We start from the raw sequence: 22,510 nt of genomic DNA, 5'->3' as shown, positions 1-22,510 counted from the left end.
ACACTTTATCTGCGGCATCATGGTTTTCAACCGATAAATTCAGCTCAAAAACTCAGTTGTCGGTAATTAACTCCGTAAAGTACCTCAAAATTTGCTAGACTAGTCGACTCACTTAATGCTGAATCTTTTTCTTGCGGTATGCCCGAATTTTGTGGGTGGTAAGGATAAGTGTAAAGGACGGTTGATGTTCAATCCCATTCCGGAAACCAATCCATACGTTAGTTTGTTGCAGCAGGATTTCGGGTTTTCTGAATTTCGCCCTGGCCAAGCGCAAACGATAACACAACTGTTAGCAGGGAAGTCGAGTTTAGCGATTTTCCCGACGGGTTCTGGTAAATCCCTTTGTTATCAATTTACAGCATTGCAGTTACCCCATTTGAGTTTAGTGATTTCGCCTTTACTCGCCTTGATGAAAGATCAGCTGGAATTTTTGCAATCTAAGGGAATTCATGCGGCCAGCATAGATTCAACCTTAAGCGCCGAGCAGAGTCAGCAAGTGATGACAGATGCGCGCTCTGGCAAATTGAAAATTTTAATGGTGTCGGTGGAGCGTTTCAAAAATGAACGCTTTAGGCAGTTTATTCAATCGGTTCCGCTGTCTATGTTGGTCGTCGATGAGGCGCATTGTATTTCAGAATGGGGTCACAATTTTCGGCCCGATTATCTTAAATTACCCGATTATCGGCGCGAGCTTGAGATCCCGCTGGTACTGTTACTGACGGCCACCGCGACACGTAAAGTGAAACTGGATATGGCCAAGCGTTTCGATATCGCGCCTGAACACATAGTACAAACGGGATTTTATCGACCCAATTTAGATTTGACAGTTCTGCCCGTGTCGACTCAAGAGAAAAATGCCTTACTGGTTAACCAGATAACATCATTCTCAGGTGCTGGTATTGTGTATGTGACGTTACAGCAAACCGCCGAAACAGTCGCACGACTCTTGTGCCAACAAGACATAGTCGCCAGTGCTTATCATGCTGGATTTGAAGATGAAAAACGTCAACAAATTCAAAATGATTTTATGCAGGATAAGCTGCAAGTGGTGGTAGCTACCATCGCCTTTGGTATGGGAATCGATAAGAGCAATATCCGTTTTGTGATCCACTATGATTTGCCTAAATCCATTGAAAACTACAGTCAAGAAATCGGCAGAGCAGGGCGTGATGGTGCGTTATCCCATTGTGTGACTTTAGCCAATCTTGACGGACTCAATACCGTTGAAAATTTTGTGTATGGCGATACGCCTGAGCGAGAAGGTATAGCGCAAGTCATTGAAGCTATTCGTCTTGAACAAGATTCTGGTCAGTGGGAATGTCAGCTTAATGGCGTGTCGACGGCGAGTAATATTCGCCAGTTGCCATTAAAAACGTTACTTGTACAGCTAGAGATTCTAGGTGTGGTTAAGCCGTTATTTGCTTATTACGCCGATGTTAATTACAAATTTTTAGTGGACAAACATGCCATTCTGAGCCGCTTTAATTCCGAACGGCAGGCCTTTTTGACGCAAATTTTTAATCATACGCAGATGAAGAAAATATGGGGCGCGTTAGATTTTGATGCCTTGTACAGTGCAACGGGCCATGAACGCAGTCGCGTGTTGGCCGCGCTGGAATATTTAGCAGAACATCAGTTAATTGAATTAGAAACCAAACGAATTACCGATGTGTATCGGGTGGATGTTGCCGCATTAGCGCGTCCGGAACTCATCGATGAGTTGTACCATTATTTTATTGATAAAGAGCAGAAAGAAATTGCGCGAATAGCGCAGTTAGTCCGCTTTTTTGAGCTTGAGACGTGCTTAAGCCACAATTTATCCCGTTATTTTGATGATAATGAGACGCCGGCTGTCTGCGGTCATTGCAGTGTCTGCCGCGGCAATTTTGCTAAGTTGCGCTATTCGACGGAGCCGACTTGGCCGACAGATCAGCAGATGTTGGCTGATTTGCGTGAGTTGAAGCACCATTTAACGGCCAAAGGCATAGATGCTTTATCACTTGATACCTATTGTCGTTGCCTCGCTGGTATGTCAGTTCCTTTGGTGAGTCGTTTTCAAGTGCGTAAGTTGAGTGGTTTCGGCCGCTGTGAAAAATTGAGATATGCTGAAATTAAACAGAAAGTTGAGTCACTGTTGTCGCAACTAGATGATAAAAGAGTTGAACATGAATAAGGCCGTAAAAAAGATGTTAGCCACCCATGAACATTTGGTTCACTCTGAAGGTGTGACTGTGGTTTCGCATATGCAAAGGGAAAAAGCGGAGTGGATACAACATACTGTTATGATTGAAGATTGTGACGTGCCGTTTAAATTTAGACGGGTCAAAAAGTATCGTAATCTGCAAGGACAAAAGATCAATGTCATCTATTACCCAGAGACAGAAACTGTGGCAGGTTTTGAAATAGAAATTATGCAAGTCGTTAGAATTAAACGATTCTAGTTAATGCGCTTCGAGTCTTTGCTTTTATCAATCAGCAAAGACTCGAAGCGCATTTGATTGATGACGCAAGAGTTAAATTCGGCTATTTACTTGGAATATTGATAGGTTGAATCTACTTTCCAAGTTCTGAAACGCAGTTCAGCGCCTTCTGGTAGATAAAACACCTTAGGCAAGCGACTGTCGTAGCGCATTTTTAGTTCACCCGGAATACGTACAAAAGCTTCTTTCTTCGCTAGTTCGAAACAGGCCATCATAGTGCTCGGGCCTTCAGCGATTTCATCCACTTGATAGTAGTTATAACCCCAACCTTGCACTGTCAGTTCCTTCAATTCCCCGCTTAATCCATGCTTATTGCAATCAACCATTTGAGTCTGACCAATTTGGATTTCGACCATGTAGTCATCTTCGTTTTCTAATTTAGGTAAGCTTAAAGTGTGCTGCACCATACCTGCTGCCGGAGCAGGGAACATCTTAGTGGCTTCCTGTGCGCTGTAATCTTTTGGATCGAAACGTTGAATACTGATCATAGGCGCATTTAACCCTGTTGGATGTGGTGGGCTCACCGCCACGGCATTGAATGACAATAGTGCAAATGCAAGGGGAACAGCGCTAACGCTAAATAAGGTCTTCAATTTCATTTTATTTCTCCTATCCGAACTGAATTGATGTCGATAAATTTGTCTGTGTTCTGCTCCCTATAAACGCAGCAGAGGTAAAAAAGGGTTAAATTATTCAATAAAAAATCGATTTTTTATTCAAATAATCTTTATCAATCTGAATAATAAGGGTTAATTACACTTTCCAATGACTTATTTTGTTAAGTTCGCAGCTATTTCAATTCTTTGCTGTGACTGTTTTATGACTCATATCATGCGAAAAATATACGAAATAGCCTAGATAAAAACCTTAAAACTTGGATTTCAACTTGCACTGAAAAGCCACCGCTGTGTCTGTCTATAACTGCATAAGGCTGTAATAAAGCCAATCTAACTCAGCTATGTGAGCTGTTTTTACTCATAAATCAAGCGCTAATCCATTAAACCTTGCCTGATATCCTTTGCCTAGTCTAGCTGCCTATCTTAATTCACATATCAGTGTCTCGACTGATGGCAGGAGGGCGGATGCATTATGGGGATTCAAATACACGTTTAAAAGTTTGAAAACAGTATATCTTGATAAATAGTTAATTTGATCTTCATATATTTTGATTTTCAAACTATAATTCAAGTGACGAGTTTTTCACCATTAATAGCGATAGAAATGGAACAGGGGCCATACAATGAAATCAATGACAGCCGAGCAAGCGACAGGGCATCAAGCTACTACGGGAAGCCGCCAAGGGCACTCACTCGCCCAGTGGCAGCACGCCCATGAGTTTTCGAGTCAGAACCGCGATGGCGAGAAGAACACTCGCTATGTACTGTATTTAACCGTGATCACTATGGTGGCTGAAATTGCTGCCGGAACCATCTACGGTTCTATGGCACTGCTCGCCGACGGTTGGCACATGGGAACCCATGCCGCGGCCTTTATGATCACGTTATTCGCCTATTCGTATGCCCGTAAACACGCTAACGATCCTGCATTTGCTTTCGGTACTGGCAAAGTGAGTGTGCTTGGCGGTTATACCAGCGCAATAGCGCTAGGACTTGTGGCACTGGTGATGTTGATTGAATCGGGAATGCGACTGATTAACCCTGAGCAAATCCATTTTAACGAAGCCATATTTGTGGCTGTCATAGGTTTGAGCGTGAATGTGCTGAGTGTATTTTTACTCAAAGATCACCATACCCACGACCATGGGCACACTCATGGTCATAGTCACGATCATGGACATCAAGATGATCATGAAGACGAGCATGCTCATCACAGCTGCGAAGCACACTCCTCCCATGACGATCACGTCCATACGGCTCATTCACATGGTGCGGGTCCACATTCACATGATGACTCACATGCACACGATGAAAGTCATCAAGATCATAGCCATTGCCATCATAAACAGGAGCACCATGCTGCTGAGCATGAGCATGAGCATGAGCATGAGCATGAGCATGAGCATGAGCATGAGCATGAGCATGAGCATGAGCGTCAGAAGGCACACGGTGGTCATGATCACAACCTACGCGCCGCCTATTTTCACGTATTAGCCGATGCGTTAACGTCAGTGCTCGCCATTGCGGCCTTGTTGTTTGGTAAATACATGGGACTGACTTGGCTCGATCCGGTTATGGGTATAGTGGGTGCTGTGATTATTAGCCGTTGGTCATGGGGACTCATTCAGCAAACGAGTCCTATCTTACTTGACGGTGGTGTTAAAGCGTCATTGCAGCGTAAGGTCGTGGAAACCCTTGAGGCCGTACCGGATCATCAAGTGGCCGATTTACATCTTTGGCGAGTGAGTGCCGATCACCATGCTATTATGGTGTCTATCGTGTCCCATTCACCGAAAGATGTCAGTTATTTTAACCAGTTACTGTCACAATTTCCTGAATTGGCCCATATCACTATTGAACTCCATACTTGCCGTCAGCGCGAGTGTATGGCTAAGGAAGCCTAAATGACTGTTGAACATCATCATTCATCAAACCTGAATTCAACGGCCGCTCATTCAACAGATCATGCATTAAATCATGTGATTATTGAATTTTACGAAAAGCTGTCGTCTTGGGAACACGCCATTGTGCGTGACAAAGGTTTTAGCCTATCGCAGGTGCACACCATTGAGTTACTCGGCGTGCACGGCGCTATGAGGATGAAAGAACTGGCGGATAAAATTGGTGTCACAACAGGCACACTAACGGTCCAAATCGACAAAATGGTAGAAGCTGAGTGGGTTGTACGTCGTCCCCATGAAACCGATCGTCGTTCGATTCTGGTGGAGTTAACCGAAAAGGGCCAAACTTTGTTCCTTGAACATGATGCATTACATCTACAACTCACCACAGATCTCACCGCTAAAATGAGCAGTGAAGAACGTATCGTGCTGCTCAATTTGTTGTCTCGTATGAATAACGAGTTTTAATTTACCCTATTTCATCCACTAAAAAGCGTCCTTCGTGGACGCTTTTTTATAGCATGACATCTTTAAAAACGCGATTCATTCTAGATTAATCATCAGCTATTACAGTACCTTACCTTTTGTTACATTCTTGTTGGATTAATAGTTGAACTGGATATTAATTAAGGTAATGTAAGGGCAGATCTCAAGATGGACTTTGTTTAAAAGGAATAGAATGAATAATAAATTACTGCCTTGGTGCATTGCAGGAGTGCTCGGTATGAGCGGTCAACTTCACGCAGAAGAAGATAAATATATTTGGTTAGAAGATGTTGAAGGCGCAAAGCCCATGGAATGGGTGAAAACCCAAAATGCTGCATCTGCCGCCGAAATTAAAGCGTTTAAAGGTTTTGATACCTTAGTGGCGAACAGTCTCGCCATCCTGAACGATAAAGAACGCATTCCCTACGCGACCCACATTGGCGACAAGTTATACAACTTTTGGAAGGATGACACTCATGTGCGCGGTATTTACCGCCGTACTACTATGGAAGAATATGCTAAACCCGATCCCAAATGGGAAACCGTGCTTGATATCGATGCCCTAGGTAAAGCTGAATCGGTCAATTGGGTATTTAAGGATATTAGCTGTCAGTATCCCGAAAATGAGCGCTGTTTTGTCTCACTTTCCCGCGGCGGTGCCGATGCGGTGGAAGTGCGAGAATTTAATTTAAATACTAAATCCTTTGTTGCCACCAAAGATAAGCCATTCTTTTTGAAAGAAGCCAAATCAAGTCTGAGCTGGATAGATAAAGACCACGCCTTTGTCGGTACTGATTTTGGTGATGGTCAAAGCATGACTGACTCAGGTTATCCACGGGAGGTGAAACTCTGGCAACGTGGTACAGCACTCGAGCAAGCGAAACCGATTTTCACTGGTGACAAAACCTCAGTCGCAGTATCAGGCTGGGTTTTATTCGATGATAAAACGCCGCTGAGTTTAGTCACCGAGGCACATACTTTTTATACCGCCAGCCAATATGTCTATCAAGATGGCAAACTCATAGGGTTGCCATTACCTCAAGATGCTGAGATTAAAGGTTATTTTAAAGGTAAGTTATTTATTGAGTTAAAGAGCGATTTAACCAATAAAGACGGTAATTTTAAGCAAGGCGCGGTCGTATATGCCGATGTGGCGGATCTTATCGCCCAAAAAGCCAAATTCAGTTTATTTGTGAGCCCGACTCAGACCGCATCGATAGCGCAGCTTAGTTTTAGTAAGAGTGCGATTTTCGTGAATTGGCTCGATAACGTGAAAAGCAAATTAGTACGGTATGAGCAAGACGAAAAGGGCGCTTGGCAAAGCACCCAAGTCCCATTCGAAGCGAATGGCGCCTTGACGGTAATGGACGTTGAGCAAGACAGTGATGATTTTTTTGTGAATTACACCAGTTTTCTTGAGCCTTCAAGCCTCTATACGGTTAATGCAAAAACCTTAAATCCGAAGAAAATTAAAGGTATGCCGCAACAGTTTGCTGCGGATAAGTTTAAAACTGAGCAATACTTTGCGACGTCTAAAGATGGCACTAAAGTACCGTACTTTGTGGTGATGGCTAAGGATCTTAAGTTAGATGGCACTAATCCTACGCTACTTTATGGCTATGGTGGGTTTGAAGTCTCATTGCGTCCATCCTATTCGGCCACCATTGGTAAGAACTGGTTAGAGCAGGGCGGCGTCTATGTGTTATCTAACATTCGTGGCGGTGGCGAATATGGCCCAGCTTGGCATCAAGCGGCGTTAAAGCAAAATCGACATAAAGCCTATGAGGATTTCGAGGCGATAGCGGAAGATTTGATTGCCCGTAAAATCACGTCAAGTAAACATTTAGGCATCCAAGGTGGCAGTAACGGTGGCCTGTTAATGGGGGCGGCATTTACCCGCAGGCCTGATCTGTACAACGCTGTCGTGTGCCAAGTACCTCTGCTTGACATGTTTAGATTCAATAAGTTACTCGCCGGTGCCAGCTGGATGGGCGAATATGGTAATCCGGATATTCCTGAGGAATGGGCTTACATTAAAACGTACTCTCCGTACCATAATCTGCATAAAGACGTGCATTATCCAAAGGTCTTTTTCACCACATCGACCCGTGATGATAGGGTTCACCCAGGTCACGCCCGTAAGATGGTTGCTAAGATGAAAGACATGGGAATTGATGTCTTGTACTACGAAAATATTGAAGGTGGCCACGCCGGCGCTGCAGATAATAATCAAGCTGCGGAACTTAATTCAATGGCGTTTGCCTACTTATTACAGCAATTAAGATAATTACCGCTGGGTTAGCATGAATTGTTAACTCTTCACTGGTAAAACCGAGCAAGACCCTAATAGGTTGGGGAGCAGAAAACGGTCGAACTTATTGAGGTTCGGCCGTTTTTTTAAGTTTATTATTTAATGTTAACAATACCCACAGATAATTTGAGCCATTGCCAAGAGCTTGCTACTATTGCGAAAAAATTTCACTGTCAAAGGCTAAGACTACCTTAAGAATACTAAGTTATTCTCGACAAACAACTAATTTGAGTGAGAGCTATCAGTGTTAGCAAGATTTAAGACTCTATCGGTGAATCGATTCACTTTTATCACAGCGTTATTTTACGTCTGTATTTTCAATATCCCATTGTTTGGCATCATTAAGAAAGGCATTGAAAAACAACCTGATGTCGATCCTATCTTCATCGCTACTGTGCCGTTGTTTTTAACCTGTGCACTCAGTTTTGTATTTTCCTTATTTACGGTGAAGTATCTCGTTAAACCGTTTTTCATCTTACTCACCTTGTTATCATCGAGTGTGTTCTTCGCTGCCTACCAATACAATGTCGTCTTTGATTACGGCATGATAGAAAACACTTTTCAAACCAATCATGCCGAAGCGTTCATGTATGTGAATTTCGCTTCGATAATGAATATGTTACTGACTGGGATTTTACCCGCGTATCTTATCTATAAAGCGGATATTCAGTACAAACCTTTCCTAAAAGAACTACTGCATAAAGTGCTTTTTATGCTAGCGATGTTGGCGGGACTGGGCATTATTGCTTTCTTCTATTTTCAAGATTACGCGGCCTTTGGCCGTAACAACGACGAGCTAAAACGTTATATCGTGCCGACGTATTTTATTGGTGCTGTGTCTAAGTACATCAATGTGCAGTACTTGCAAACGCCAATGGAATATCAGCAACTTGGCCTTGATGCAAAAAATGTCAGTGCCAACTCAAATGGAAAACCGAATTTATTAGTCCTCGTCGTGGGGGAAACCGCGCGTTCAATGAGTTATCAGTATTATGGCTACGACAAGCCAACCAACGCCCATACCCAAGACCAAGGATTAATAGTCTTTAAAGATACCCATTCATGTGGCACGGCAACGGCGGTATCTTTGCCTTGCATGTTTTCTCGCATGGGACGGGAAGATTACGATTCACGCCGTGCCTATGCTCAAGACACCGCCGTTGATGTGTTGGATCATGGTGGTATTAAAGTGCAGTGGTTTGACAATGATTCTGGCTGTAAAGGGGTGTGTGACCAAGTTGAAAACATAACCATTGATTTGAACAGTGATCCTAAGTTGTGCACTGGCCAATATTGTTTTGATCAAGTGTTACTGAACAAATTAGATGAAGCCTTAGCCAACGCAGAACGCAAAGATACTGTGATTGTATTGCATGTTATTGGTAGTCATGGCCCGACTTATTTCTTACGTTATCCAGCAGAACACCGTAAGTTCACACCGGATTGTCAGCGCAGTGATATACAAAACTGCAGTGAAGATGAGCTGATGAATACCTATGACAATAGTATTTTGTACACTGACTATATTATTAGCGAAGTGGTTAAAAAGTTAGAAAACCAACAAGATAAATTTGATCCAGCCATGTTGTATCTGAGCGATCATGGTGAGTCATTAGGCGAAAAAGGCATGTATTTACATGGCGCGCCTTACAGTATCGCACCGATTGAGCAGACGAGCATTCCTATGCTTGCTTGGGTGTCAAAAGATTTTAGCAAAGATAATCAATTGGATATGGATTGTTTGGCTGAGCATGCGGCGAAAGGTGGTTTCTCCCATGACAATTTATTCGATAGTCTATTGGGACTAATGAATATCAAAACTGAGGTATATCAGCCTGAATTAGATATCTTTGCTCGCTGCCGCGGTTAATTGTGGACTTAATTGTCGCGAGGTTTAGTTCGTTCTAGTTGGTTCGACACCATGATGAGGAAGAGGATGGCAACATCCTCTTTTCTTTTGCTCCCTGTCATAATAATTGATTTCTCCCATATCCAAATCGAACCAGTTGAGTTAACTTAATATATACAAAAACATAACAAATCTATGGTTCGCGATTTATGTCTTCTACTGCAGAAAATAAAGAACTTGATTCTGCCGCGCAAATTTTGCGTTTGGCCGTGCCGCAAATGTCTGCCCTCGATATTCCTGTTACTCCTGAAAATTACACTGTTTGGTATGAATATTTTGCAGGCACAAATCTCGATTTAAATCGCGCGATTGATGGTTTTTTGGCGAATTCTGTCTCTTTTACCAAGGAAGTTAATACCAGTCTTTATAAAACCTTTATCCAAGAACAGTCACCAGAAGTGATTGAAAATGTTCAGATTGAGACACAAATCTTGATCAATAGCCTGTTGAATAAAATCAGCCAGTTGAGTCAAGGAACCGCGGCATTTTCTGGCTCATTAGCCGAGTTTGGTTTGCGATTACAGACTAATCCCGATATCAATACCTTGAACGAGCTGGTTGATGGTGTGGTCGATGAGATGCAGATGCTACTTATCAACAACCGTGAGATGGAGCAAAGTCTGTGTACCATGGGTCAAGAAGTACAAAATCTTAAGTCGGAAATGGAAAATCTTAGCCTCGCGGCGATGACAGACCAATTAACGTCTCTGCATAATCGCCGCGCCTATGAATTGAGTATTCAGGATCAAATCTACCGTTCACAAGATCACCAGACCCGCTGTAGTCTCTTACTGATTGATATCGATAATTTTAAGGCCTTTAACGACACCTATGGTCATTTAACGGGTGATAAAGTATTGGCCTATGTCGCATTAGCCTTAAAGCAATGTGTGCGTGGGGATGACTTTGTTGCGCGTTATGGCGGCGAAGAATTTGTGGTGGTGCTACCTAACACCCATTTTCACGACGCATTGCAAGTGGCTGAAAATTTGCGTGAACGTATTTCTGAGCGGCGCTTAACGGTAGGGAAAGACAAAAAGCTTTCCCTTGGCGCGATTACTGTCTCGATTGGGATGGCCTCATTGCAACAGGGGGATGATGCTGAAACGCTGTTTAGTCGCGCCGATAAAGCACTGTACCAAGCTAAGTCCGAAGGCCGTAACTGTGTTAGAGGCTGAGAATGTGGGTGCGAGTGTCGATGTTTCAAGGCGTTAAGTATTAGCTCGGTCGCTATTTCGTTAAATAATCATTTACTTAGGATAACAAAACGCCGCAATGATTTGCGGCGTTTTTGTTCGTCTGGATAGGTGCTATTGATCACTGGGCGGTTTTAAATCCATGTGCATTTTGATCAAATGCTCCTCCATATCGAAGGTCACTTTAAAACCGAGACTCTTGGCAAGACTGGCCATATTGCGATTCTCAAACATGGTAAAGCCGGTGAGCACGGGCGTGTCGTTGGCCTGATAATATTTGATTAGTTTTTCGAGTAACAACTTACCTAACCCTATACCTTGATGATCGCCACGCACCGCCATGGCAAACTCGGCCTCGGTATTATCAGGGTCAATAGATGCACGCACGGCACCTAAGGTGATGTCATCGCCATCGGGTCCCTTAGCCGTGGCGATAAAGGCCATCTCACGGGCGTAATCGATTTGAGTTAATACCGCCATTTCTTCATGGGTCATTTTCGATCGCACCCCAAAATAACGTTTGTATCTGTCTTCATCGGATAGCGAATTATCGAAGGCCAAATGTTTAGGCTCATCTTCGGGCAAAATCGGCCTTAGCATTACCTTAAGGCCATTTTTAAGCTCGGCGAATTCTTCTAATTCCTTCGGATAGGGCATGATGGCCATCCGCGATGAACTGTCGGCATTGGCATCATGCAAACGGATATTCACATCGAGCAGAGTGATGTTTTCACCCGCGGCCAGTACTGGGTTTAAATCTAACGAGGCGATTTCAGGACAATCGATAATAATGTGGGATATTTGCGTTAACATCACGCACAGGGCATTCATGTCTAGACCCAGTGGTAAATGTCTGTCCTTTAACTTATGGGTCTTTAACGCTTGGATCACCATATAACGCGCCAGTGCCATATTCAGGGGAGGCAGGGCAACGGCAGCATCATTGGTGGGGTCCCATTCTGAGCCACCTTCGCCAAGGCAAATCGCCGGACCAAAGACGGGATCGCTTATCACGGCCACGCGGATTTCCTGTGCGCCAGCGGTCAACGCCATTTTCTGCACTATCATGCCTTCAATGATCGCTTCGGGATTGGCTTGATGCACCCTCTGGGTAATCGCATTCGCAGCGTGGCGGATATCTTCAGCCGAGGTTAAATTGAGCATCACTCCGTGCACATCGGACTTATGCAAGATGTTAGGGGATTGCACTTTTAACGCTAAGGGATAGCCCGCTTCATTCGCAATGGCCACCGCTTCATCGGCATCTTTCACAAACCAAGTGTCTATGGTGTTAAGCCCATAAGCACGCAAAATAGGGCTGGCCTCATGGGTTTCCAGTACCGATTTTCCTTTAGCTTGAGCCGCTTGCAGTAATTTGCGCGCCGTAAGGCTATCTGTCGGAATATTATCGGGGATCGATTGCGGCACTTCTTGCAGCAGTTTTTGGTTACGACGGTATTCAACCATATGCATAAAGGCCCCCACAGCGCCTTCGGGTGTACGGTAGGTGGATATACCGCCCTTAGTGAAGCGTTTTCGTGCCTGATAAGCCGAGTCTTCACCGCTCCAGTTCGTCAAAATATTGAGGCGATTCTTTTTGGGATGCGCGTGGATCACACTCACCAAAGCATCAGCTATCTCAACACTTTCACCGAGTGCAGAAGGGGAGTGCAAGACCAAAATAGCGTCAAGTTCATTGGAATCCATCAGGATAGTCAAAGCCTTAGCATATCGTGATGCGTTCGCATCACCAATAATATCAATGGGATTTTGCCTTGACCAAGTATTCGGTAACACAGCTTCTAATTTAGCTATTGTGTCTTCTGATAACTCCGCCAGTTTACCGCCACGCATAATGAGTTCATCCACCGCTAATACGGCAGGACCGCCACCATTACTGATAATCCCTAAGCGCTCACCTTGCAGCGGATTGGAATGCGCTAAACTTTCAACCGCGGCAAACAGTTCAATTAAATCGTTAACCCGCAACATACCTGCACGGCGAAACGCCGCTTCATACACGGCATCGTTACCGCCAACACCGCCTGTATGCAATTTTGCGGCGCGGGCACCTTCGGCGCTGCGGCCCGATTTAATCACTAGAATTGGCTTATTGCGTGAAGCGGCTCGAGCAGCCGAGAGGAAATGGCGCTTCTCATTCACTGAGTCGATATAAAGCATGATAGCGCTGGTGCGGCTATCACGGCCGAGGTAATCGAGCAGTTCGTCAAAGTTAATGTCGGTGGCATCACCGAGGGAGATAAAGGAGGAAAAGCCAATACCTTTGTTATTGGCCCAATCGAGTACCGTTGTACAAATAGCTGCCGATTGAGACACAAAGGCTATTTTGCCCGGTAGGGCGCTGGCGTGGGCTAAGCTGGCGTTTAATCCCAATGGGGGTAATAGCATTCCTAAGCTATTTGGCCCCAGAATGCGCATCCCGTAACGCTTAGCATTTTGCATTGCAAGGTCGAGCAGACTCACGCCATCTTCGTTAAATTCCTGCGCCATCCCCGCTGCCATAATAATGGCCACCTTACAGCCAAATTGCGCAAGGGTTTCAACGATGGCGGGCACACGGCAAGCGCGGGTACAAATAACCGCTAAATCGGGTTTGATGGGTAAGGCTTCAATATTGGGATAGGCGAGCACACCCATCACTGCCCTATACTTAGGGGTGACTGGCATGATAGGCCCCGAAAAACCACTCGATAGTAGGTTTTTCATCAGCACATTACCCGCGCGTTTTTCGGTATTCGAAGCGCCGATAATAGCAACGGAAGTCGGTTTAAATAAGGAGTTTAATGTACGTTGACTCATAAGCGATCCCATCCCAATCCATGACGCTTCCAGTGTAACCTAGGGTATGAGGACTGCACAGTTAAGTTTCGGGTTCCATTAAGACAAGTTTATTAGCAAATCATGAATTTACGGCAATTTACTGAGAATTAGCGCTCAATGATGGGGATTTCTATCGCGATAACTGCATTTTCCGCATTGCGACACGTAACAATGTGAATAATTTCACTTTCGTGTTTGAAAATCACCCAATATGAAACTACTTTTTAATCACTGTACAATTATTGTGAAGTCCATATGACATACAAGGATGGGGTCGTTGCGGTGCTCGCGGCAGGCGTTGGATATGCGCTGAGTTTGATGACATTGTGGGCTATTGGTCCGGTTATTTCTGTATTGATTATGTTGCTGTGGCAATTTTATCAGCACCAGCAAATGCAGTCAGTTCAACAGCATGATGATAAGTCCTTCAACAACCAACTTGCCGCGGATTGGCAAGCCCATATCAATCTGTATCAAGAGTCAATCACGACACTTAACGGCTGCGAGGCTAACATTGACAGTGTGCTAGCGGTGCAAGGTGACGCAGTCAATTTGCTCGGTGAGTCATTCGATGGTTTAGGGCGGTTAATGACGGAGCAGACAGGATTTATTTCAGATCTCGTTAAGAGTACTGATGATGCTGAGTTATTCCATTCAGATCAAATGAAGCAATTTGCCAACAATACTTCAATGACGTTAGAGCGCTTTATTCAATCCACCATAGAAATGTCGGCATCAACTATGGAGTTGTTGGAAAAAGTGAATCTTATCTACGAGTCTATGCCTCAAGCGATGAAAGCCTTGCAAGACATAGATCAAATCTCGTCCCAGACTAATTTGCTGGCTTTAAATGCGGCAATTGAAGCGGCGCGGGCGGGTGATGCGGGTAGAGGCTTTGCCGTTGTGGCAGATGAAGTGCGCGCTTTATCTACTCGTAGCGCGGGTTTTAGTGAAAGCATACAAAAACAGCTTAAATCAATTCAAATTCAGATTGAACAATTAACCGTACACGTGAGTAAAGTCGCCGCTCAAGATATGACTTATATTATTGATGCAAAAAAGGATATAGATACTGCACTAAGGCAGATTATCGTTAAAGCAGAGAAGGATTCTCAAGTGATTGAACGTATCGATTCATCGGCACATGAACTAGAACAAGCCATCTCGGATACTATTCGGGGATTGCAGTTCAGTGATATTACTTCCCAAAGCCTGATTTACACAAATCAGTCCCTAAACCATTTAAAAGAATCGCTCAATCGCGTCACCACTATGTCACAACAGGAGTTTGGCATTAAGGGGGATGACATCACAATACAAATGAGTCGCCGACGTCAGGAGACTCATAATCCCGTTTCAAGGGATCAAATTACCTGTGGTGAAATTGAACTCTTTTAATTAGGGATAACACAATGTCAAATATTAAAGTTATTTCATTGCCAGAGCGCTTTGACTTTTATTACCACAAGAAATTCACCAGTGATTATCAAGATATTTTAACGCTTCCAGAGGTTAACCATATTATTTTAGATTTTAGTCGAGTGCTTTACCTCGATAGTTCTGCTTTAGGCATGATGGTATTGCTGCATCGTAAGGCGCAGGAGTTACATATTTCTACGTCTGTAAAAGGTGCAAATGGTCAGGCGAATGAAATCCTTAGTATTGCCAATATGCAGAAAATCTACATCATAGAGTAACACTCATTATGGTATCGCTTACTCAGCCGGAACATTTTATTTTAGTTATCGATGATGACGCTATTGCGAGTCAAAGGATAAGTGACTTTATTCATAGCAAAGGTTACAACGTCATTGTCTGTAGTGATCTAGAAGAAGGTTTATTTGAAATAACGCAAAATACGGTTGATTTAATTCTGATTAACTATTGGTTAAAGGATGGTACCGCACTGGCGTTACTGGACAAGTTAAATAAGGATAAAAAAGAAACACCTGTTATAGTCATGAGCGAGACAAAAGAAAATCAATCCGTATTAGCCTGTTTTAGAATGGGGGTTTTGGATTTTGTTGTTAAACCGATAAATGTTGAAATATTTTGGTACAAGGTTGAATGTTTACTTACCCGGGTGCAACTTCAGCATAAAGTAGAGCATCAAAGAATTGAACTTGAAAAAATGCTTTATGAAAAGGCCCGAGAAGAACACATGGCCCGGCATTTATTTGAGCACTTAGTCAATATTGATAATACTGACTTTGATTTTGTACATACTTACTGCCAAGCCAGTGCCAATTTTAGCGGTGATATTATCCTCAATGGCATAGCGCCTAATGGCAATTTCTTCTTAATTCTTGCCGATTCTACAGGTCATGGCCTGAGTGCAGCCATGCCCATCATGCGTGTTGCTAGTACATTTAGGGCCATGGTTTCAAAGGGATTTTCTTTAGTTACGTTTATTTATGAACTGAATGCTAAGCTCCACCGAGAAAACCCTGAAGACAGATTTGTTGCCTGTATTATTTTAGAAGCCGATTTTAATCGTAATAAATTACACATTTGGAATGGTGGTATGCCCCCCGTGTATATTCAAACGGGGGGAATTGACTGTTTAACAAACCACAATATTAAAGAAACTGACCATTCTCGTTCAGTCAGTAATCAATCCATTGATAAATTTAAATCGACAAATATGGCCCTTGGTATTTTACCTCCGCATACTTTTATAGCGGATATTGTTACGGTTGATTTACCATCCCATGGGCATGCTTGCCTTTTTAGTGATGGTTTAATAGAGCAATATACCCATGACGGCAATCCATTTGGCATTGATAAATTAAAAGATCTATTTATTCATTTGTCCGGTGGTCTAGTCAAATATTTAGAGAACAATATGAATGAGTACTGTTCTGCTGAAAAGATTGCAGATGACATCACTATTTGTACCTTAGATTTCGAACGATTAAACACTTGGCATCAAGATCGTGATGTCAATCGTATTAAAGCCATTATGGATGGTGAGTTCTGCTGGGATGTCAGCATTGCAGGGCCTATGTTACTCAGCGCTGATTATTTAAGTTCATTGAATCAGTTTCTCAGCATATTGGGATTTGCGACTAATTTCTGTCAACGGGTTTTTACTGTTGTCGCAGAGTTATTTAGCAACGCTATTGAACATGGTGTACTAAAATTAGATTCTCGACTAAAAAATGATCCAGAAGGCTTCGAACTGTACCATAGTATTAGGGACAGTTTTGCAGATAGGCTCACGGAAAATGATTGGGTAAAAGTGAGCATCATCTGGCGTTCATCGCAGGATGAATTACATATTAGCGTGGCTGACAGTGGCAAAGGCTTTGAGGGTGATGAAAATTTGATGGCGGACATTCCTCAGTTGTCTGGGCGCGGTCTATCGCTGGTGAAAACATTATCTAAGACCTACGAATTAGTACCGCCAGGGAATATAACTAAAGTCATAATGGAATAGCGCATGAGTAAAAGAATATTAATTGTTGATGATTCCGCAGCGATTCGACAAATGGTCGAAGCGACCCTTAAATCGGCTAATTATCAAGTGGTACTGGCCAAAGATGGTCGAGAAGCCCTCGATATCTGTAATGGGCAGAGATTTGACTTCATTCTGACTGACCAAAACATGCCTCGAATGGATGGGCTGACCTTAATTAAATCCTTACGTGCTATGTCGGCATTTATGCGTACGCCGATCATTATGCTCACCACGGAAGCGGGCGATGACATGAAGGCCCAAGGGAAAGCCGCGGGTGCGACGGGATGGATGGTAAAACCCTTTGATCCTCAAAAGTTGTTGGCTATTACGGCTAAAGTGCTGGGTTAACTGCAACGGGGTGCGCTATGTCCATCAATATGGCCGAGTTCCATCAGGTCTTTTTTGAAGAAAGTCATGAACATCTTGAAAATATGGAACAATTGCTATTGGCATTGGACCTTGCTTCTCCCGATCCTGAAGAACTGAACACCATTTTCCGTGCTGCACATTCTATAAAAGGCGGCAGTGGTATTTTTGGTTTTACCGCATTAACCAGTGTCACCCATGTGATGGAAAACCTGCTGGATAAAACCCGTAAGGGTAACTTCCAATTAACGTCATCCATTATCGATTTACTGCTGAGTACTGTGGACACGTTATCCCATATCTTGAGCTTGTACCGCGAAGAAGAGCAGATTGATTGGCAGGAGGTTGAATACAGTAAAAGTCAGTTGGTTGCAGCGTTAAATGGTGAGCCTTTTAGTTCATCAGTTGCGATACGTAATGGTACAGACGCCGCTACTAGCACTCCCATCATAAATGCAGCACCCACCGTACCAGTGGAGGCAGAAGATCTGGGTTTTGGATTTTTTGAAGATGAAATGGCACGTGATATTGCCATCGAAGGTGAAGACTTTGGATTTTTTGATGAGGCTTATCAAGCGGAAGACATCAGCGCTGACAGTGTGATAAATAATAAAGAGCGTAATGCTGAGCTGTGTGATGTGACAATTGACGATGATGAGTTAGGCTTTGGTTTTTTTGAAGCACTAACGCCAGAATCCTTCGCCAATGAAATCGAGTTATTAAGTTCAAAACCGTTAGTGCAGAAGGTTTTTAAGCCAGCGACCACTCGAGCACATCAAGCCAAGGAAACTGGAAGTAGCCAATCCAAAAACACCCTATTTAAAGCCAAAGCGACTGAACCCACCGCACCCATTTCAACCGTGCCCACGAGTCCTTCTGTGAAAGCAAGCTCGCCTGCAATACTGAGTTCAAACGCAACATCAAACTCATCCGTTGCCCCAAAGCCCAATACTACAGAGGTGAAAACAGCGACAAAAAAACCAGCCGTGTCGGCTCAGGATGCCACCTTAAGGGTCGAAACCTCCAAAATAGATACCCTGGTGAATCTCGCGGGCGAGTTGGTGATCACTCAGTCCATGTTGACCCTCATTGGTAACGAGATGACGGGCGATTTAGGTGAGCGACTCAAGACCGCACTCAATGAATTGGAACGTAATACCCGTGAGATGCAAGAAGCTGTGATGTCGGTGCGTATGCTGCCGGTATCTTTTGTGTTTAACCGTTTCAACCGTTTGGTGAGGGATCTTTCTGAGCAACTGGGTAAAAACGTCAATCTCGTGATTGAAGGTGGCAACACAGAAATAGACAAGGGCATGATTGAAAAGCTCGTCGATCCGCTGACTCACTTAGTGCGCAATAGTTTAGATCACGGTATCGAAAAACCTGAAAAACGGCTCGCAGCGGGTAAATCCGAAGTAGGTGTGTTATCCCTTAAAGCCAGTCAAAGGGGCGGCAATATCGTTATCGCTGTGCACGATAACGGCGCAGGCTTACACCGTGAACGCATTATTCAAAAGGCGCGGGAAAACGGTTTGCAAGTGGCTGATAACAGTAGCGACAAACAAGTCTGGCAATTGATTTTTGCCGCAGGATTTTCTACTGCGGAGGAAGTCACAGATGTGTCAGGCCGCGGTGTCGGTATGGATGTGGTGCGCCGTAATATTGAAGCCTTAGGTGGACGCATTGATATTGAGTCCACTGAGGGTCAAGGCTCAACCTTTGAAATCCAGTTGCCACTCACGCTCGCCATTGTCGATGGTATGACGGTTTCTGTGGGAAATCAGATTTACATTCTGCCCTTAGTGCACATCATAGAATCTATTCAGCCGCAAACGGAACAACTTAAATTTCTCGCCAAAGAAAGACTCTTAAAAGTACGTGAAGAGTACTTACCTCTGCTCAATCTTTATCAGCTGATGGAAATTGAGCCCAATGCCCGCTGCCCAGAAGAGGGCATAGTCGTATTGCTCGAAAGCAACCACAAGCGCTTTGGCCTGTGCGTTGATGCCTTAGTTGGCCAGCAGCAAGTGGTGATTAAAAGTCTTGAAAAACATTATCGTAGGATCCCCGGAGTTTCCGGCGCCACCATCATGGGCGATGGCAGCGTCGCGTTGATCCTCGATGTTGAATCGCTCGCTCTGCACATTAAAAATTAAGGAAATAGCCATGGAGAGTCGATCAACTATGACCGCCAAAGTGGAATACAACGCCCATGATGAGGTGGAGTTTTTAAGCTTTATGTTAGGCGAAGAGCACTATGCCCTCGACATTATGTCCGTCAAAGAAATCCGCGGTTATGAGTCGGTCACTAAAATCGCCAACGCCCCCAGCTTTATAAAAGGCGTGATTAATTTGCGCGGTGACATAGTGCCCATAGTGGATTTGCGGATGAAATTTGCTGTTGGAACAGCCACTTATAACGAGTTCACTATCGTTATTATGCTCAATGTGTTTGAACGTATAGTCGGCATAGTGGTCGATGCCGTCTCCGATGTGATTAAGCTGTCGGCGGAGGAAATCTTACCCGCCCCAGAATTTGGGGTGGCATTCGATAGCCGCTATCTCAAAGGCTTAGCCACGGTCGAGGATAAGATGATCATTTTAGTAAATATTCAGGCTCTGATCAGCAGTGATGAGCTGGGTCTAATTGATGCAAATAGTCTGACTGATCAGGAGTAACAATAATGAGTATCTTCAATTTTTTTGGCAATGATGAGGCGCGTGAGCAAAGGGATGAAGAGCGTCAGCGCTATTTTCAGCTACTTGATAACAGTGGCAACAGCTTTATGATCGCTGACAGTCAGCGCAATATTATTTATGCGAATAAAGCCGTTGTCCGTTTGCTGCAAGAGGCAGAGGACGATATTCGTAAAGAGTTACCTCAGTTCTCGGTTGCCAAACTGATCGGCAGTAATATCGACATTTTCCATAAAAATCCTGCACATCAGCGTAATTTATTAGAGCGTCTAACCCAATCCCATACCGCGCAAATCACCATAGGCAAACGTACCTTTAGGTTGATTCTGACGCCAATTATCACCGCTGAAAATAAGCATTTAGGCACAGGTGTTGAGTGGATAGATCGCACCGAAAGTATCGAAGCCGAGCGAGCAACCCTACGCATCCTCGAAGCGCTCAATAATACCAGTACCAACGTCATGATAGCCGATGCTAACCGTACGATCATTTATATGAATCGCTCGGTCGAAACTATGTTGCGCCATTCTGAAAGTGAGATCCGACAAGCCTTACCGCATTTTTCCGTGGATAAAATCCTCGGCAGCTCGATGGATATCTTCCACCGCAATCCTGCCCACCAAGCAAGTTTACTCGATAAATTAGACCGTAAATATGAATCGCTTATTAAGGTCGCGAGTTGCCATTTTCGCTTAACGGCCAGCCCCATTGTGTCTAAAGAAGGTGAGCGCTTAGGCACTGTGGTTGAATGGCTCGACCGCACCATTGAAGTCCAAACCGAGCAGGAAATTTCCCGCATAGTCACAGCCGCAGCGGCAGGTGATTTCTCCCAAAGGGCGGAAACAGATGGCAAGCAAGGTTTCTTTTTAATGCTGGCGAACAATTTAAATTCGTTAATTGAAACCTCGGAACGTGGATTGCAAGATGTGGCGCGTGTGCTGATGGCGCTAGCGGATGGCGATTTGACCACTCGCATTTATAACGATTATGAAGGCACCTTTGATGATTTGAAAAATTACTCAAATCAAACTGCTGAAAAGTTATCCTTCATGATCCAAGATATTCAACGAGCCGCGGATACCATCAATACCGCTTCGGCAGAAATAGCTCAAGGTAACGCAGATTTATCCAGCCGCACCGAAGAGCAAGCTTCGAGCCTAGAGCAAACCTCGGCCAGCATGGAGGAACTCACAGGTACAGTGAAACTCAATGCGGATAACGCCAGTCAAGCCAATGCCTTAGCCTCTAAAGCGGCTGAAGTCGCAGTGGATGGCGGTGAGCTTATCCAGCAAGTTGTCCAGACCATGGCATCGATTAATGAATCGGCGCGTAAGATTGCCGACATTATTGGCGTTATCGATGGTATTGCTTTCCAGACCAATATCTTAGCGCTCAATGCAGCGGTTGAAGCGGCGCGGGCGGGAGAACAAGGCCGCGGCTTTGCGGTGGTCGCGTCAGAAGTGCGTAGCTTAGCCCAACGTTCGGCCAATGCCGCTAAAGATATCAAGGCACTGATCTCGGATTCGGTGTCTAAAATCGAGAGTGGTAACAGCCTTGTCGGTAAGTCCGGCGATACCATGAAGGAAATCGTCATCGCCATTAAACGGGTGAACGACATCATGGCGGAAATCGCCTCAGCCTCTAATGAGCAGGCCATCGGTATCGATGAGATCAGCAAAGCCGTAGTGCAAATGGATGAAATGACGCAACAAAATGCGGCATTGGTTGAAGAAGCGGCCGCCGCAGCGGAAAGCATGCAATCCCAAGCGCAGCAACTCTCAGACAGTGTCGCCAGTTTTCGCGTGGACGACGAAGATGAAGCCCCAAGACGCAGCAACGCGAGATTAGCGGCGCCCAAAGCGAAGGCGATGAAACCCATCAAACAGCAGCTTCAACCTATGGTAAGAGCCAGAGTGACAGAGAAACCTAAAACCAATGCGATGAAGCCCATTAAGCAAGATCAAGATGAATGGGAAGAATTTTAATTGAGTGAAAACAAACCATTGGAACGAGAGTTTGCCTATACCTCGGTGCACTTTAATACCGCGAGGACGACGCTGTACCGCTTAGCGGGGATCAAACTCGCCGATAGCAAGGATGCTATGGTGTATAGCCGTTTAGTGCGGCGGATCAGAACATTGAAATTAGCCGGTTTTTCGGCTTATTTTGAGTATCTGCTAAGCCATGAAAACGAACACCAAGAATTTATCAATGCGTTAACCACTAATCAAACAGCATTTTTTCGG

At 44.3% G+C, this 22,510-nt stretch carries 16 protein-coding genes and 1 pseudogene; 15 read left to right on the top strand and 2 right to left on the bottom strand.

Features of this window, described 5'->3' with window-relative positions; genetic code table 11:
* The first annotated feature begins 184 nt into the window (after positions 1 to 184).
* The gene (locus ACHA99_RS08595; protein WP_393942179.1) at positions 185 to 2,173 is read left to right on the top strand and encodes an ATP-dependent DNA helicase RecQ; all 1,989 of its coding nucleotides are present in this window, start codon (positions 185 to 187) and stop codon (positions 2,171 to 2,173) included.
* Positions 2,166 to 2,441 carry a hypothetical protein gene (locus ACHA99_RS08590; RefSeq protein WP_028759892.1) on the top strand — a complete coding sequence of 92 codons (276 nt, stop codon included), beginning with the start codon at positions 2,166 to 2,168 and terminating at the stop codon, positions 2,439 to 2,441. The genes ACHA99_RS08595 and ACHA99_RS08590 overlap by 8 nt, the downstream gene beginning before the upstream one ends.
* A gap of 86 nt (positions 2,442 to 2,527) precedes the next feature.
* Here ACHA99_RS08590 and eco read toward each other — a convergent pair whose 3' ends face one another.
* Positions 2,528 to 3,079, bottom strand: a complete 552-nt coding sequence (gene eco, locus ACHA99_RS08585) for a serine protease inhibitor ecotin (protein WP_393942176.1) — start codon at positions 3,077 to 3,079, stop codon at positions 2,528 to 2,530.
* 641 nt (positions 3,080 to 3,720) lie between these two features.
* On the opposite strand from eco, the gene ACHA99_RS08580 reads away from it, so the two are divergent.
* From ACHA99_RS08580 to ACHA99_RS08560, 5 genes are all read left to right on the top strand, one after another.
* Positions 3,721 to 5,001, top strand: coding sequence for a cation diffusion facilitator family transporter (locus ACHA99_RS08580; protein ID WP_393942174.1), 1,281 nt, complete (start codon positions 3,721 to 3,723; stop codon positions 4,999 to 5,001).
* Positions 5,002 to 5,466, top strand: a complete 465-nt coding sequence (locus ACHA99_RS08575; protein ID WP_263181385.1) for a MarR family winged helix-turn-helix transcriptional regulator — start codon at positions 5,002 to 5,004, stop codon at positions 5,464 to 5,466.
* A gap of 211 nt (positions 5,467 to 5,677) precedes the next feature.
* Positions 5,678 to 7,771, top strand: coding sequence for a prolyl oligopeptidase family protein (locus ACHA99_RS08570; RefSeq protein ID WP_173244780.1), 2,094 nt, complete (start codon positions 5,678 to 5,680; stop codon positions 7,769 to 7,771).
* A 268-nt stretch (positions 7,772 to 8,039) separates the two neighbouring features.
* Entirely contained in the window at positions 8,040 to 9,665 is a 1,626-nt protein-coding gene (locus ACHA99_RS08565; protein WP_393942171.1) for a phosphoethanolamine transferase, read from the top strand.
* A 188-nt stretch (positions 9,666 to 9,853) separates the two neighbouring features.
* On the top strand, positions 9,854 to 10,882 hold the full coding sequence (locus ACHA99_RS08560; RefSeq protein ID WP_028759897.1) for a GGDEF domain-containing protein: 1,029 nt from the start codon (positions 9,854 to 9,856) through the stop codon (positions 10,880 to 10,882).
* A gap of 132 nt (positions 10,883 to 11,014) precedes the next feature.
* On the opposite strand, the gene ACHA99_RS08555 is transcribed toward ACHA99_RS08560, so the two are convergent.
* A complete protein-coding gene (locus ACHA99_RS08555) occupies positions 11,015 to 13,720 on the bottom strand; it encodes an acetate--CoA ligase family protein (protein ID WP_105252534.1) in 2,706 nt (901 codons plus the stop codon).
* Positions 13,721 to 13,996: 276 nt separating this feature from the next.
* Between ACHA99_RS08555 and ACHA99_RS08550 the strand changes: the two genes are divergently transcribed.
* The 8 genes and pseudogenes from ACHA99_RS08550 to ACHA99_RS08515 all read left to right on the top strand — a co-directional run.
* Positions 13,997 to 15,139, top strand: coding sequence for a methyl-accepting chemotaxis protein (locus ACHA99_RS08550; RefSeq protein ID WP_263148268.1), 1,143 nt, complete (start codon positions 13,997 to 13,999; stop codon positions 15,137 to 15,139).
* Positions 15,140 to 15,153: 14 nt separating this feature from the next.
* Complete coding sequence (locus ACHA99_RS08545; protein WP_393942167.1) at positions 15,154 to 15,438, top strand: STAS domain-containing protein; 285 nt, start codon at positions 15,154 to 15,156, stop codon at positions 15,436 to 15,438.
* A gap of 8 nt (positions 15,439 to 15,446) precedes the next feature.
* Positions 15,447 to 17,180, top strand: a complete 1,734-nt coding sequence (locus ACHA99_RS08540; protein WP_393942166.1) for a SpoIIE family protein phosphatase — start codon at positions 15,447 to 15,449, stop codon at positions 17,178 to 17,180.
* A 3-nt stretch (positions 17,181 to 17,183) separates the two neighbouring features.
* Entirely contained in the window at positions 17,184 to 17,549 is a 366-nt protein-coding gene (locus tag ACHA99_RS08535) for a response regulator (protein WP_028759902.1), read from the top strand.
* A gap of 17 nt (positions 17,550 to 17,566) precedes the next feature.
* A complete protein-coding gene (locus ACHA99_RS08530) occupies positions 17,567 to 19,723 on the top strand; it encodes a chemotaxis protein CheA (RefSeq protein WP_393942164.1) in 2,157 nt (718 codons plus the stop codon).
* A gap of 10 nt (positions 19,724 to 19,733) precedes the next feature.
* On the top strand, positions 19,734 to 20,246 hold the full coding sequence (locus tag ACHA99_RS08525; protein ID WP_049821692.1) for a chemotaxis protein CheW: 513 nt from the start codon (positions 19,734 to 19,736) through the stop codon (positions 20,244 to 20,246).
* A 5-nt stretch (positions 20,247 to 20,251) separates the two neighbouring features.
* Positions 20,252 to 22,249 carry a methyl-accepting chemotaxis protein gene (locus ACHA99_RS08520; protein WP_393942162.1) on the top strand — a complete coding sequence of 666 codons (1,998 nt, stop codon included), beginning with the start codon at positions 20,252 to 20,254 and terminating at the stop codon, positions 22,247 to 22,249.
* Positions 22,250 to 22,510, top strand: a pseudogene (locus ACHA99_RS08515) (chemotaxis protein CheR); the annotation flags it as partial. It lies immediately after the preceding gene.

This window comes from Shewanella sp. S23-S33, from assembly GCF_043359565.1.
Taxonomy (GTDB): Bacteria; Pseudomonadota; Gammaproteobacteria; order Enterobacterales; family Shewanellaceae; genus Shewanella; species Shewanella oncorhynchi.
This window is presented reverse-complemented; position numbering and strand designations above follow the sequence as displayed.

What these genes read in the sequence shown, in the direction of transcription:
- ACHA99_RS08525 (WP_049821692.1), top strand. Translation starts at nt 19,734, where the DNA reads ATGGAGAGTCGATCAACTATGACCGCCAAAGTGGAATACAACGCCCAT.
- ACHA99_RS08560 (WP_028759897.1), top strand. Translation starts at nt 9,854, where the DNA reads ATGTCTTCTACTGCAGAAAATAAAGAACTTGATTCTGCCGCGCAAATT.
- ACHA99_RS08575 (WP_263181385.1), top strand. Translation starts at nt 5,002, where the DNA reads ATGACTGTTGAACATCATCATTCATCAAACCTGAATTCAACGGCCGCT.
- ACHA99_RS08580 (WP_393942174.1), top strand. Translation starts at nt 3,721, where the DNA reads ATGAAATCAATGACAGCCGAGCAAGCGACAGGGCATCAAGCTACTACG.
- ACHA99_RS08540 (WP_393942166.1), top strand. Translation starts at nt 15,447, where the DNA reads ATGGTATCGCTTACTCAGCCGGAACATTTTATTTTAGTTATCGATGAT.
- ACHA99_RS08520 (WP_393942162.1), top strand. Translation starts at nt 20,252, where the DNA reads ATGAGTATCTTCAATTTTTTTGGCAATGATGAGGCGCGTGAGCAAAGG.
- ACHA99_RS08545 (WP_393942167.1), top strand. Translation starts at nt 15,154, where the DNA reads ATGTCAAATATTAAAGTTATTTCATTGCCAGAGCGCTTTGACTTTTAT.
- ACHA99_RS08550 (WP_263148268.1), top strand. Translation starts at nt 13,997, where the DNA reads ATGACATACAAGGATGGGGTCGTTGCGGTGCTCGCGGCAGGCGTTGGA.
- ACHA99_RS08555 (WP_105252534.1), bottom strand. Translation starts at nt 13,720, where the DNA reads ATGAGTCAACGTACATTAAACTCCTTATTTAAACCGACTTCCGTTGCT.
- ACHA99_RS08530 (WP_393942164.1), top strand. Translation starts at nt 17,567, where the DNA reads ATGTCCATCAATATGGCCGAGTTCCATCAGGTCTTTTTTGAAGAAAGT.
- ACHA99_RS08595 (WP_393942179.1), top strand. Translation starts at nt 185, where the DNA reads ATGTTCAATCCCATTCCGGAAACCAATCCATACGTTAGTTTGTTGCAG.
- eco (WP_393942176.1), bottom strand. Translation starts at nt 3,079, where the DNA reads ATGAAATTGAAGACCTTATTTAGCGTTAGCGCTGTTCCCCTTGCATTT.
- ACHA99_RS08570 (WP_173244780.1), top strand. Translation starts at nt 5,678, where the DNA reads ATGAATAATAAATTACTGCCTTGGTGCATTGCAGGAGTGCTCGGTATG.
- ACHA99_RS08590 (WP_028759892.1), top strand. Translation starts at nt 2,166, where the DNA reads ATGAATAAGGCCGTAAAAAAGATGTTAGCCACCCATGAACATTTGGTT.
- ACHA99_RS08535 (WP_028759902.1), top strand. Translation starts at nt 17,184, where the DNA reads ATGAGTAAAAGAATATTAATTGTTGATGATTCCGCAGCGATTCGACAA.